The sequence below is a fragment of the Marinobacter mobilis genome (assembly GCF_900106945.1).
Taxonomy (GTDB): Bacteria; Pseudomonadota; Gammaproteobacteria; order Pseudomonadales; family Oleiphilaceae; genus Marinobacter; species Marinobacter mobilis.
This window is the reverse complement of the sequence record NZ_FNNE01000011.1, coordinates 78,723-92,052: the sequence shown is the minus strand read 5'-3', so window position 1 is coordinate 92,052 and position 13,330 is coordinate 78,723. Positions and strand designations below refer to the sequence as shown.

Annotated in this window: 12 protein-coding genes and 1 tRNA gene; 9 read left to right on the top strand and 4 right to left on the bottom strand. The window is 59.9% G+C overall.

The features are described from left to right. Positions 1-2,538, bottom strand: a complete 2,538-nt coding sequence (gene rnr / locus BLV11_RS16370) for a ribonuclease R (protein WP_091816873.1) — start codon at positions 2,536-2,538, stop codon at positions 1-3. A gap of 305 nt (positions 2,539-2,843) precedes the next feature. On the opposite strand from rnr, the gene BLV11_RS16365 reads away from it, so the two are divergent. From BLV11_RS16365 to BLV11_RS16325, 9 genes are all read left to right on the top strand, one after another. Beyond that, positions 2,844-2,930: transfer RNA gene (locus BLV11_RS16365), tRNA-Leu, on the top strand. Positions 2,931-3,204: 274 nt separating this feature from the next. Further along, positions 3,205-4,587, top strand: a complete 1,383-nt coding sequence (gene atpD / locus BLV11_RS16360; RefSeq protein WP_425433839.1) for a F0F1 ATP synthase subunit beta — start codon at positions 3,205-3,207, stop codon at positions 4,585-4,587. Beyond that, the gene (locus tag BLV11_RS16355) at positions 4,584-4,988 is read left to right on the top strand and encodes a F0F1 ATP synthase subunit delta/epsilon (RefSeq protein ID WP_091816866.1); all 405 of its coding nucleotides are present in this window, start codon (positions 4,584-4,586) and stop codon (positions 4,986-4,988) included. Before atpD ends, BLV11_RS16355 begins: the two co-directional genes overlap by 4 nt. Before the next feature lie 5 nt (positions 4,989-4,993). Further along, a complete protein-coding gene (locus BLV11_RS16350) occupies positions 4,994-5,263 on the top strand; it encodes an AtpZ/AtpI family protein (RefSeq protein WP_091816863.1) in 270 nt (89 codons plus the stop codon). A gap of 3 nt (positions 5,264-5,266) precedes the next feature. Beyond that, entirely contained in the window at positions 5,267-5,953 is a 687-nt protein-coding gene (locus BLV11_RS16345; RefSeq protein WP_091816860.1) for a F0F1 ATP synthase subunit A, read from the top strand. A 3-nt stretch (positions 5,954-5,956) separates the two neighbouring features. Next, complete coding sequence (locus tag BLV11_RS16340; protein WP_091816858.1) at positions 5,957-6,223, top strand: ATP synthase subunit c family protein; 267 nt, start codon at positions 5,957-5,959, stop codon at positions 6,221-6,223. Positions 6,224-6,280: 57 nt separating this feature from the next. Then, entirely contained in the window at positions 6,281-7,024 is a 744-nt protein-coding gene (locus BLV11_RS16335; RefSeq protein WP_091816856.1) for a F0F1 ATP synthase subunit delta, read from the top strand. Further along, positions 7,011-8,504: a F0F1 ATP synthase subunit alpha gene (locus tag BLV11_RS16330; RefSeq protein ID WP_091816853.1), complete on the top strand. Its 1,494-nt coding sequence runs from the start codon at positions 7,011-7,013 to the stop codon at positions 8,502-8,504. The genes BLV11_RS16335 and BLV11_RS16330 overlap by 14 nt, the downstream gene beginning before the upstream one ends. Continuing rightward, positions 8,501-9,355: a F0F1 ATP synthase subunit gamma gene (locus tag BLV11_RS16325; RefSeq protein ID WP_091816850.1), complete on the top strand. Its 855-nt coding sequence runs from the start codon at positions 8,501-8,503 to the stop codon at positions 9,353-9,355. The genes BLV11_RS16330 and BLV11_RS16325 overlap by 4 nt, the downstream gene beginning before the upstream one ends. Before the next feature lie 72 nt (positions 9,356-9,427). On the opposite strand, the gene BLV11_RS16320 is transcribed toward BLV11_RS16325, so the two are convergent. The 3 genes from BLV11_RS16320 to BLV11_RS16310 form a co-directional block, all read right to left on the bottom strand. After that, a complete protein-coding gene (locus BLV11_RS16320) occupies positions 9,428-11,275 on the bottom strand; it encodes a hypothetical protein (protein ID WP_091816847.1) in 1,848 nt (615 codons plus the stop codon). A 151-nt stretch (positions 11,276-11,426) separates the two neighbouring features. Beyond that, a complete protein-coding gene (locus BLV11_RS16315; RefSeq protein ID WP_091816844.1) occupies positions 11,427-12,566 on the bottom strand; it encodes an acyl-CoA dehydrogenase family protein in 1,140 nt (379 codons plus the stop codon). 107 nt (positions 12,567-12,673) lie between these two features. Next, on the bottom strand, positions 12,674-13,327 hold the full coding sequence (locus tag BLV11_RS16310; RefSeq protein ID WP_091816841.1) for a flavin prenyltransferase UbiX: 654 nt from the start codon (positions 13,325-13,327) through the stop codon (positions 12,674-12,676). Positions 13,328-13,330: the final 3 nt, after the last annotated feature.

Below are 13,330 nucleotides of genomic sequence, written 5' to 3'. Positions count from 1 at the left end.
CTACTTTCCTGATTTTCTGGGTTTTGAGGGCTTGCCGCTGGATTTTTTAGCCGCCTCCTGGGCAGCAGCTTCAACCAGCTTCTGCTTGGCGGACTTGCCTTCAGTCTTTTTGCCACCCGCAGACTTGGCCGGCTTGCCGGACTTAGCAGGCTTGCCGGATTTGCCCGATTTTCCGGACTTGCCCTTTCTGGCCGGTTTGTCGTCTTTACCGCCACGACCGGACTTGCCGCCGTCGGCGCGCTTACGCTTGTTTCCCGCCCCGCCGTCAGCTTCCAGCGCCAACAGATCGGCCCGACGCCGGCGAGGACGACTCAACAGCTCAAGATCAATTTTGCGATCATCAAGGTCCACCCGGACCACCTTAACCCGGACGGTATCACCGAGTCGGAAACTCACCGCGGTGCGCTCACCGACCAGACGGTGTTTGGCGGCGTCGTGATGGTAGTAATCGCCACTCAGGGTGGATACATGAACCAGCCCTTCTATATAGATGTCATTCAGCTCCACGAAGAAGCCGAAAGGCACCACCGCGGCAATCACTCCATCGTATTCGTCACCCACCCGATCCTTGAGATACTCACACTTGAGCCAGGCCATCACATCACGGGTGGCATCGTCTGCCCGCCGCTCGGTGATCGAGGTCAGCTCGCCAACCTGGGTCATTCGCGCAAGGTCGTAGGGGTAGGCGCCCAGATCCTGATCCCGGGCATCCGGCTGAACCACCATCTTGCGGGCTTCCGCATTATGGATAACCGACTTGATTGCCCGGTGTACCACCAGATCCGGATAACGGCGGATCGGCGACGTGAAGTGGGCATAGCTGGCAAAGCCCAACCCGAAGTGACCGTGCTCCTCTGGACTGTAAACGGCCTGACTCAGTGACCGCAGCATCACGGTCTGAATGACCTGAGCATCGGGCCGCTCGCCAATCTGTGACAACAGCGTCTGGTAGTCTGCGGATGTCGGCTTATCGCCGCCCCCCAACTGCAGACCAAGCTCCCCAAGGAACAGACGCAGACCACTCAGACGTTCCTCGGACGGACCATCGTGCACACGATACAGTGCCGGCAACTTGTGATACTTGAGGAAACGGGCCGCGGCCACGTTGGCGCACAGCATGCATTCTTCGACGATCTTGTGGGCATCGTTGCGGTGAACCGGAACAATCTCTTCGATCTTGCGCTCAGCATCAAAGATGATCCGGGTTTCCGTGGTCTCAAAATCGATGGCGCCCCGCTCCGTGCGCCCACGACGCAAGACTTTGTAGAGATCATAAAGGTCATGCAGATGCGGCAGCACCTCTGCATACTGCTCACACAGATGGTACCCGGGCTCGTCGTCCGGCCGCTCCAGCATGTTACTGACCTTGGTATAGGTCAGTCGGGCATGACTGTGCATAACAGCCTGATAGAAGGTGTAACTGCTGATATTACCGGAGGCACTGATGGTCATGTCCGCCACCATGCACAACCGGTCAACCTGCGGGTTCAGAGAACAAAGACCGTTGGACAGCTTTTCAGGCAGCATCGGCACAACGTGGTCCGGGAAATAGACCGAGTTACCGCGATTCAGCGCCTCTTCATCCAGCGGACTGCCCGCCCGAACGTAATGGGACACATCGGCAATGGCGACGACCAACCGGAAGCCACCGCGGGGACGACGCTCACAATAGATGGCGTCATCGAAGTCCCGGGCGTCCTCTCCATCAATGGTGACCAGCGGAAGATCCCGCAGGTCGACCCGGTTCTGCTTGTCGCCCTCGGTGACCTGATCCGGGATGGCGGCAGCCTGCTCACCGGCGGCCGTAGGCCAGCTATGCGGGATATCATAGGAACGGATGGCAACTGCGATTTCCATCCCCGGCGCCATGTGGTCTCCCAATACCTCCGCGACCTTACCGGTCGGCTTTGTCCGCGGGGTTGGCTGATTCAGGATGTCCACAACCACATACTGGCCATGATAGGCGTTGGCGCAATGCTCTTCCGGAATCAGCACTTCGTGGTTGATCCGCGCATTTTCCGGCACCACGAACGAAACGCCGCTCTCCCGGAACAGTCGTCCGACTATCTGGCGGGTCTGGGCTTCCAGCACTTCGACAATAACCCCTTCACGGCGGCCACGGTCGTCAATGCGATCCACCCTGGCGGCCACCCGATCACCGTGAAACACCTTGCGCATCTGGCGGGCGGTGAGGAACAGGTCGCTGCCGCCATCATCCGGCACCAGAAAACCAAAGCCGTCCCGATGCCCCATGACCCGTCCGGTAAGCAGATCGGCTTCTTCTATAGGGAGATAGGCCCCGCGCCGGTTACAGATCAACTGACCGTCCCGGCACATGGCGATCAACCGCCGCCGCAGGGCTTCAATATTTTCAGGGGTATCCAGCGCCAGTTCCTGGCAAAGCGTTTCATGAGTCGCCGGAGCGCCGCGCTTAAGCAGATGATCGAGAATAAATTCCCGGCTTTGGATGGGGTTGTCGTATTTCTGTGCCTCACGCCCGGCGTGGGGATCGTTATCCGTCTTCTTTCTTGAAGCCATTCGCTATAGTGTCCTGTCGCCGCCCAACGGAATCTCCTCCTGGAGATAAAGAACGCGGCCTGAATTCTTTGAAGCCCTTAGGAAAGTGGACAAGGGCTTGTTGTGACTCGAGTATAACGTTACGAACCGACGCCTGCCTAACCGGCCAGGAAATAAATTTGAAAAAAATGTTTGACAGTCAGAAACCGAATCTTTAAAGTACGCGCCATCGGTTGAGGCAACAAACCTCACCACTGGCAGAAACGCTAAGTTTTCAACAAGCTACCTTAAGCTCTGCGAAATCTAAACGAATCTGCAAATCACCTGCCGAGGTGGTGAAATTGGTAGACACGCTAGCTTCAGGTGCTAGTGGGGGCAACCCCGTGGAGGTTCAAGTCCTCTCCTCGGCACCACTTTCTTTCTGAAAGTGGCTCTCCCAGCAGTAAAAACACCCCCCAAGATCAGATCCCGAATACGCTATCTCGTTTCCACTAGTTTCACTTGTTTGCCGTTTCCTGCTATTGCCCGGGTTATTCCTCAGCTGTCTTCGCACCGGCTTGCCCCAAACGTTTCCCTCTCCCGGACAAAACGCCAACCCTGAACTAACCTTGTACTGTCTGCCGTTGAAACAGGCGAGCACATCAGGCCATGGTCAATCCGGCGATTGCTGATCAGCCAAGATCCCCTATCCCTATTGGCACTCTCACTGAAGTTCACGGTCCGGTGGCGGTGATCCATTGCGAAACGCTGCCCCCACTGCATCAGGCCCTATGCGCCTATCTCGACCATGAACGCTACCTGTTCGAGGTACACCAGCACCTGGACAACCATCGGGTGCGCGCCATTACCCTGCATGGCAGCTCCGGGCTGTGCCGCGGCATGACCATCTATGACACCGGCACGCCCCTGCATGTCCCTGTCACCCCCGATTGCCTTGGCCGCCTGCTCAACATTTTTGGCGAGCCCCTGGACGACGGCGCGCCGCTCACACCACAGGGCTATCGCTCTGTCCATTGCCCACCGCTGCCCCTGGAATACGCCGTTGGCATTGGTGATGTGATTGAGACCGGCATCAAGGTCATCGATCTGCTATGCCCCTTTGTCAAAGGCGGAAAAACCGGTCTGTTCGGGGGCGCCGGGGTGGGCAAGACCGTGCTTATCATGGAGTTCATTCATGCCCTGTCCACCCTCCACCAGGGCGTATCGGTGTTTGCAGGGGTTGGCGAGCGTATCCGTGAAGGCCACGAGTTATGGCATGAAATGCGTGAGGCCGGGGTGCTACCGCAAACGCTGATGGTGTTCGGGCAGATGGACGAATCCCCCGGGGTTCGCTTTCGGGTCGGCCTGTCAGCGCTGACCTATGCAGAATACCTACGCGACACCCTGCACAAGGAAGTGCTGTTCGTGATGGACAACATCTTCCGCTTTGTTCAGGCCGGCAGCGAAGTCTCCAGCCTGCTGGGCCGCATGCCCGCCACCGTTGGCTACCAGCCCACCCTCACCACCGAAGTCGCTGAAATGCAGGATCGAATCCTGTCCACACGGGAGGGAGCCATCACCTCAGTACAGGCGGTCTATGTACCGGCCGATGATATGACCGACCCGGCGGTCAGCGCGATTCTCAATCATCTGGATACCACGGTGATCCTGTCCCGGGCTCAGGCGGGCAAAGGCATTTATCCGGCCGTGGAGCCCCTGCAATCCAGCAGCAAACTGCTGGATCGCCATACCCTCGGAGCGAAGCATTACGCCATCGCCGAGGGGGTCCGGGAACATCTGGCCCGCTATCAGGAACTGGAAGACATCATCACCATGCTCGGTATGGAGGAACTGTCCGCCAGGGACCGCAACACGGTCATTCGCGCCCGCAAGCTGCAACGCTACCTGACCCAGCCGTTCTGGACCACCGCCGCCCATACCGGTATTCCCGGCGTTTCGGTGCCGCTGGCAGACACCCTCCAGGACTGCGAGCGCTTCCTGCTCGGACACTACGATCACCTGTCGGAGGAAGCCTGCTACATGCAAGGCGCCCTGGGCCCCGGGGCAAAACAAAAGGGCTCTCCCCCATGAACACCTTCACCCTGCATCTGCTGGATGCCACCCATTCCGAGACCCTGGCGGACATCACATCGTTTGTCGGAGAGGATGCCTCCGGCAGTTTTGGCATTCTCCCGGGGCACAGCCGCCTCATGACCTGCCTGGTCATGGGACTCGCCCGCTTCCGCACCCGGGACCAACGCTGGCATTACCTTGCGCTTCCCGGCGCAGTGCTCTATTTCAACAATAATGAACTGACATTGAGCACACGCCACTTCCTGCGTGATGACGACTACACCCGCATCAGCAATGCACTGAGGGATCAGCTGCTGGCTGAGGAAAACGCCTTGCTGAGCATGAAAAAAAGTCTGCACCGCATGGAGGAAGAGACCCTCAAGCGCTTGTGGAACCTGAACCGCGTTACCACCGGGTGAGCCCCATGTCTGAGATGGACGACCTTCGCCAACGGATCGCCCGGCAAGCCCAACGCATGAAACAGGCGGAAAGGGACCGGCCAACGCTGATTGGTCAGACCATCTACATCGGCACCCTGGGTCTGATCCTTGTATTGCCGGTGGTCGGGGGCGCCTACCTTGGCTATTGGCTCGACACGATGGCCCAGGGCTACTCCGTGCGATGGACCATCGGGCTGATCCTGGCCGGTGTGATTGTGGGGGCTGTAAACGTTTATCTGTTCATCAGGGAGTAGCGCATGGATGATCAAGGTGTCGCCTTCACACCGGTCTTTTCGATTGGCCCGGTCGAGGTCACCAATACGGTGCTCGTGACCTGGGCCATCATCGCCGTTCTTGGCGTTTCATGCTGGCTGGTGTCCCGACGACTGCAATTGACCCCTCCGCCCCTGCAAACCGCCGTTGAAGGGGTTGTGCTGATGATTGAAAACGCCGTCGCTGCGGTTGCTCCGCAACATACCCGGCAAATCATGCCGTTTATTGGCAGCCTGTGGATCTTCCTGGTGGTCGCCAACCTCTGCGGGCTGATTCCCGGCGTCCACTCCCCGACACGCGACCTGTCAGCCACTACGGCGCTGGCCATTCTGGTATTCCTTTCAACCCATTGGTTTGGCATCCGTATCCAGGGCCTCAGGGCTTACCTGCGTCACTACCTGACCCCCAGCCCAATCCTGTTGCCGTTCCATGTGATTGGCGAGATCACTCGAACCATCGCTCTGGCGGTGCGCCTCTTTGGCAACATGATGAGCCTCGAAATGGCTGCGCTGCTGATTCTCCTGGTGGCCGGCTTCCTGGCCCCGATTCCCATCCTGATGCTGCACATTGTGGAAGCCCTGGTGCAGGCCTACATCTTCGGCATGCTGGCACTGATCTATGTCGCTGGCAGCATCCAGTCCCATCAGCTTCGCAGCTCTCCGGAGGAGTAACCCATGCCTGACCTGTCGACCTTTACCCTGGCATCCACTGTCGCCGCCATCCTTGGCATTTCCATTGGTGTCATGCTGCCCGCCATCGCCATGGGGTGGGCCATCAGCCGGGCCCTGGATGCCCTGTCACGGCAACCGGAAGCCGAGCGCGCCATCATGCGCACCCTGTTCATTGGCCTGGCAATGATCGAGTCTCTGGCCATCTACGTACTGGTGATCGTGCTGATCATCCTGTTCCGGAATCCGCTACTGGCGTACCTGCTGCAATAACGCAGAACGTCCGGGGCGGGCCCCGGCAATCACGAAGGAAGGACTGTCACCGTGGAAATGAGCTGGTCCACTTTCATGCTTGAAATCGTCAACTTCGTCATCCTGATCTGGATCCTCAAGCGCTTCCTTTACAAGCCGGTGCTGGAGGTGATCGATCAGCGGCGGAAAAACATCGAACAACAACTGGCCGAAGTCCAGCAGCAACAGGCGCAGGCAAAATCACTGCAGGGGCGCTACCAAGACCGCCTGGCCGACTGGGAACAACAACGCCAGCAGCTCGAGTCAGCGCTCAGTCAGGAGCTCCAGACGGAAAGGGCAAAACAGTCGGGTGTACTGCAAAGCCAACTGGAGCAGGAGCGGGAAAAAGCCCGGCGCGCCATCAAGCACCAGCAGGCCGAAGTTATCCGCCAGAGCGAGATCCGCGCCTTGCACCAGGGCGCCCGATTCGCCAGCCGCCTCCTTGAGGCCGCTGCGGGCCCAGAGCTGGAAGCCCGATTGCTCTCGCTGACCGCCGAAGAACTCTCACAATTACCCGACGCCACCCGGGATCGCATACGCAGCCAATGGGGTGAACCCCCTTCCGATATTCTAGTAACCAGCGCCTACCCGTTAGCTGAGAAGGATCGGCAGCCACTTGAGCAGGCACTGCGGGAGTCTCTCGGATTAACCGCTCCCATCAGCTACCAGCAGGACCCGGAGCTGGTGGCCGGAATCAGGATCAACGTGGGGCCGTGGATGCTGAATACCAATGTCCGCGATGAACTGAACGGATTCACGGAGTTCAGCCATGGCTTCGAGTAACTCCGCCAGCAACGGCCCTCTGAGCAGACAGGCCGACTGGCTGAACGACTATCGCCCAGGGCTGCGAATCCGCGAACAAGGCTCCGTGCTGGCCGTCGGCGATGGCATCGCCTGGGTATCCGGCCTTCCCTCCGCGGCGATGGATGATCTGATTGAGTTTGCCGATGGCAGTCAGGGCATGGTGTTTGACCTGACGACCAACCGCATCGGCGCGGTTCTGTTGGAAGAAACCAGCCGCCTCACGGCCGGAACCGCGGCCCGCCTGAGCGGCCGCCAGCTCAGCATCCCGGTCGGCAACGAGCTGCTGGGACGGATCATTAATCCACTGGGCGCCCCCCTGGACGGACGCCCCACCCCGGAGCAAACCGGCTGGCAGCGACTTGAAGCCAAAGCCCCTCCCATTGTCGCGCGGGAGCTCGTTACCAAGCCCCTGTATACCGGCATCAAGATCATCGACACACTGATACCCATCGGCCGTGGCCAGCGCCAGCTGATCGTTGGCGACAACGGCCTGGGTCGCAGTGCCCTGGCGCTGGATACGGTCATTCATCAACAGGGCAACGGTGTTCGTTGTGTCTATGTGCTGATTGGCCAAAAGCGCTCGACCACGGTGGATACCATCGAAATCCTGCGGGAATACGGGGCCATGGAATACACCACCGTGGTGGTGGCCGAGGCCAGCAACCTGCCGGGACTACAACACCTTGCGCCCTTTGCCGGCTGTGCGGTGGCGGAGTTCTGGATGCAGCAGGGCTGCGACACCCTGGTGGTCTATGACGACCTGGCCACTCACGCCCAAACCTACCGGGAGCTGTCGCTGCTGCTGCGTCGGCCGCCCGGCCGGGAAGCCTACCCGGGCGACATTTTTTCGGTCCATGCCCGTCTGCTGGAACGGGCAACCTGCCTCAATGCCAGTCATGGCGGTGGCAGCATGACCGCCCTGCCCATCGTCGAGACCCGGCAGGGGGAGATCGCGGCCTTTATCCCGACCAATCTGATCTCCATCACTGATGGCCAAATATACCTGGATCGCAAACTGTTTACCGGCGGCTTTCGCCCCGCCATCGACATTGCCCGTTCAGTGTCCCGAATTGGCGGCCATGCACAACATCCACGCATCAAAGAAGAAGCCGGCCGCATGAAGCTCGACTACCTGCAGTTCCTTGAACTGGAAGTTTTCACCCGCTTCGGCGCCCGCCTGGAAGCCAGCATGGAATCCGCCATCGCCCGCGGCCAGGTGTTACGGGAGCTGCTCAAGCAAGACCGGCTGGCTACCTTGCCGGTCACCGTGCAGATGGCCTGGATGGTCGCCTTTAACGACGGTCTGTTTGAAGCGGTACCAAAAGAGCAGATTCCCGCCCGGATGGCGCAGCTGGCCAGCGGCGTGCACAACGCCAGCCTGAGACTCGACAGCCCCCGTGAGGCATGGCGTAAGGCCACAGCCCACTGGCTCCGGTCCCACGAAGGCAAGACAACATGAGCCGCCGTCAGGAGCTGGAACGCCACCGCCACAATGTGGGTGAAATCCGCAACATCATGAATTCCATGAAGACCCTCGCCTACATGGAAACCCGAAAACTCGCCCGCTTCCTCGAAGCCCAACAGGCCGTCGTCCAAAGCATAGAGACACTGGCCTCAGACTTTCTCAGCACCTACCCCGGGTTGCTCGAGGCATCAGAGAGACTGTCGCCGGTGTACCTGCTGCTGGGGAGTGAACGGGGGTTTTGCGGTGATTTCAATCAGGCGATTGCACGGCAGGCCGACGCCGAGATCGACAGCACTGGCGGGCCGGAAGCGACGGTGATTGCCGTCGGCGGAAAGCTTCATCCCCTCTGCGAGCCTGGCCACCGGAAAGCCGAATTCATCACGGGTGCCAGCGTCGCAGAAGAAATACCCACCGTGCTGAGCAACATCGCCGCGTCACTCGCCTCACTGCAACCGGCCAACGGCATGGCCCTGTACGGTATTTTTCACGGCAACGGCGAAGTCATCTGCCAACGTCTGCTGCCGGCCTTCAGCAACCACTACCCTGAAGGCCCTGGCTACCCACACCCGCCAATGCTCAACCTGCCGCCGGCACAGTTTCTGGCGGAGCTGGTTGACCACCACCTGTTCGCCGCCCTGCACACCCTGCTGTACACATCGCTGATGGCCGAGAACCATCGCCGCGCCAATCACCTGGAACGCGCCGTCAAGCATCTCGACAAGCAATCGGACGCATTGGGGCGCACCTGCAGCGCCCTGCGTCAGGAAGAAATCATTGAAGAAATAGAGGTCATCATGCTGAGCGCCCCGAGCCTTGATGAGTTCCAACCAGACTCTGGCTCATAGAGCGGATTCTGCACCCTGCCGAAACCAGCGCCCGCCTGATGTGCGGGCCCCGGGGCCAGCCTGTAAATCTGGCTACTGCACCAGGCTTCCCGCCAGGGCTCCGGACAGCCGCTCATAGTTCGCCTGCACCCAGGCGAACAGGCTCTGGCTTGGTCTCGCGGTGTCCTTGGCGCCACAGCTTTTGAGGCTGAGAAGACCGGTCAGGTAGGCTTCACTGACCAGGTTGGGCTGGTCCGCCGAGACAATCAGGCTGTCCGGCTGATAGAAGAAATTCCAGGCAAACCCGTTGTAGGAACCCGCCGCCAGCGGCGCCCACTCCGGGTTCAGAAAGGCATGTTGCAATAGCCGGTCCCAGCCATTGCGACGATCGAAATCCAGCGCCAAATCGATAAACGAGGCCGGTTGGGGATCGTAACCCGCAAAGGTATACGCCTTTCTGTGACTGATCACCCGGGTACTGCCAAGATCCTCAGCGAGGATACTGGCACTGCAATCGTCCGTGGTGGCTGCCAGCGCCACCGCTTCCAGCTCGCCACCGGCATCGGTCAGACCATAACCCCGGTAGGCATCGATCTCATTGCTGTAGTCGGGCACCAGAGTACGAGTGCCATCACTGATACTGCTCACCCGGCCAGCAGCCATTTGCCACTGGAACGTGATCGCAGGCTCCCCACCCAGTGCCGGTGACGCCTCCAGGCCGGCATGGCAGGAGGTCGTGGTTTCGAAGGTCGCCCGCTGGTTAGCCCAGTCAAAAATCAGGCGCTCATCGACCCCCTCCTGCTCCATGAACCCGCGACTGAGCTGGGACAGCGAAACCGCCGGCAACCATTGGGTCCCGGTCTTGGCTATATAGCCACCGGCATCGGCCAGGCGGGCAATTTCCTGTAATGACGGAGCCATACAGCCTTCCACGTCCAGCGACATTAACTGGCCGTCCGCCGCGTAGCGGAACTGGATTCGGGCTGACTCCAGCAGGTCTGACGATCGGGCGGGCAGACTGCCATTGCGGTCATGGGCGAACACCACCTGCTCGGCAAGCACCAGCGGATTGCTCAGATCCAGGGGCTCCACCACCATCGGCAGGCTATCAATATCAACATTGCCATAATGTCCAAAAGGCGCCGCGTCATCCACCAGGGCAACAAGGTCGCCGGAATTACGGGCCAGCGAAACCGCCAGCAACTCGAACCCTTCCGGGGTCAGCACCCGCTCCGTGCCATCGCCGGTCCGCAAGGCGTCATTAGCCTCAGCCGGGAACTGCGCCGCCATGAAGCGGACAAATGCCCGCGCGTAGGCATGCATCCGCTGATCCCCTGCCGCCAGATAGTCCCGTTGCAGGTTCACGTCTCGAAAGGCCGCCTCCAGCACAGCCGACTCGCCAAACTGGGCCGCCAATCCGGCCAGGGTGCGGGCCCGGAGCAAGGTGGTCAGCGGGGTGACCGTGCGCACGCCTTTGGGCGCGGTAAGCATATAAGCCTGCTCGATCACGCGCTCCCCCAACGGGGTTTCATCGACCGTCTGACCCGGCAGCGTCATTACCATCAACGAGTAGTCCCGCGGGTCAAGGTCAGCGGCGACCAGTGGATCCTGATCCAGCTCCCCGATATCGAGGCTGAACTGGCCGCCTCCCGTTGTCATTGCGGTGGGCTCGCCCCCTGGCAGAACCACGCTCCCGCCACCCGGCCTGACCACCGTCATTGGGCCCGGGGTGTATTGGTAATCACCGTCAATATCAAGCCAGACCCGGGCGTTACGCAGGTAGTCATCAATCACCACTCCGCTGTAGCTGGCAGACTGATCATAACCGGAAGCATCGAAATCCCGGCCGTCCACCGGCAGCGGGTCGGACTCCTCACCACACCCGGTCAGAGTGAAGGCGGCAAGGGTCAGAGAAAGAGGTAGAAGCAGACGAGATATCACGGCAACCGTTATCCTTGTTGGTGGTTGTCCGGATACTCTATGTGAACTTGCCGGCAGGAACCTTGATAGGCTTGGCAAATTGTAAAGTTGAGTAACCGGGTACCCCAAAGAGAGGCACCCGGGTGTGTCGGGTCAGGCCGCTGGCCCGCAATCAGAAGGAACGGGCAACAATCTCTTTCATGATCTCGTTGGTACCGGCATAGATGCGCTGCACCCGGGAGTCAGCCCAGGCACGGGCAATCGGGTATTCCCACATGTAGCCATACCCGCCGTGAAGCTGGACACACTCATCCATCACCTTGCACTGCAGATCGGTCGTCCACTGCTTGAGCATTGCCGCAGTGGTGACATCCAGCTTTTTCTCAAGATGCAGCTCAAGACAACGGTCGACAAAAACCCGCGCCGCCGTGATGTCCGCTTTCATTTCTGCCATCTTGAAGCGGGTGTTCTGGAAGGCCGCGACAGGCTTACCGAAGGCCTTGCGGTCTTTGACGTAGGCCAGCGTCCACTCCCAGGCCGCTTCCGCCGCGGCCACCGCGGTCAGAGCAACTTGCAGGCGTTCCGCCGGGAGTTCCTGCATCAGCTGGAAAAACCCCTGGCCTTCATTGCTGCCCAACAGGTGGGTCTCGGGAATCTTTACATCCTGGAAGAACAGTTCGGACGTATCCTGGGCTTTCATACCGACCTTGTTCAGGTTCTGCCCTTTCTCAAAGCCCGCCCAGGCAGACTCGACGATGAACAGGCTGGTGCCCTTGGCACCTTCCTTGGGATCCGTCTTGGCCACCACAATCACCACATCCGCCAGCTGGCCGTTGGTGATGAATGTTTTGGAACCGTTCAGAACGTAATGGTCGCCGTTCTTGATCGCATTGGTTTTGACGCCCTGCAGGTCGGACCCCGCGCCGGGTTCGGTCATCGCAATGGCTCCGATCATCTCGCCGCTGGCAAGCTTGGGCAGGTAGTGCTGCTTCTGTGCCTCGGACCCGTAGTGGAGAATGTAGGGAGCCACGATATCGGAATGCAGGCCCCAGCCAATTCCGGACAGGCCAGCACGGGAAATTTCCTCATGGATCACCGCGCTGTAACGAAAATCGGCACCCACACCACCGTACTCTTCCGGCATGGTGGCGCACAGGAAGCCCAGTTCACCGGCCTTGGTCCACAGCTCGCGGCTGACCTGGCCGTCTTTTTCCCATTGCTCATGGTAGGGGGCCGCTTCCTGCTCAAAGAACTTGCGGACGGAATCCCGGAAGCCTTCCAGGTCGGCATCGAAAAGAGTACGTGGAATCATGTTGAACCCCTGTGAGTGGTTGTCGTTATGTTTATTCACAGAGTCTGGTGTTCGACAGGAATTTGCTCAATGGTGAAAAACATCAATCCGGTTGGCCAAAACCGCCGTTAGTCCTGACCACCGTGCTTGCGCTGTACCCGCTCTTCCCCCCAACGGGGCATCAGTGTCTGGTCGACCCCCAGGTGATCCAGAAGGCGGGCCACAATGAAGTCCACCAGATCTTCTATAGAGCCGGGCTGATGGTAGAAGCCGGGACTGGCCGGAATGATGGTCGCCCCCATGCGGGTCAGGCGGAGCATGTTTTCGAGGTGCACTTCCGAGTAAGGCGCTTCCCGCGGCACCAGAATCAGCGTCCGACGTTCTTTCAGGGCAACGTCGCCAGCCCGTTCAATCAGGTTGTTGCTGGCTCCGGTCGCCAGGGCCGACAAGGTTCCCGTGCTGCAGGGACAAACCACGAGCGGCGCGGGTTCGCCCGAACCGGACGCCGGAGGGGCGAACCAGTCTTCACGACCAAACACCAGCAACTGATCCGCCCCGGCGCCATAGAGGCCCGCCAGGTACTCCTGCATGGCGGGCGGACTGCCGGGCAGCTTGAGGTCGGTTTCGGTGGCGATCACCACCTGGGCCGCACGACTGACCATCAAATGAACCCGGCAGCCGGCGGCCAGCAGGCATTGCAACAGACGCAGACCATACTGAGCCCCGGAGGCACCAGTAAAGGCCAGATTGATGGTTTTCCGCACGGCCGGATCGGCTGTCATGGG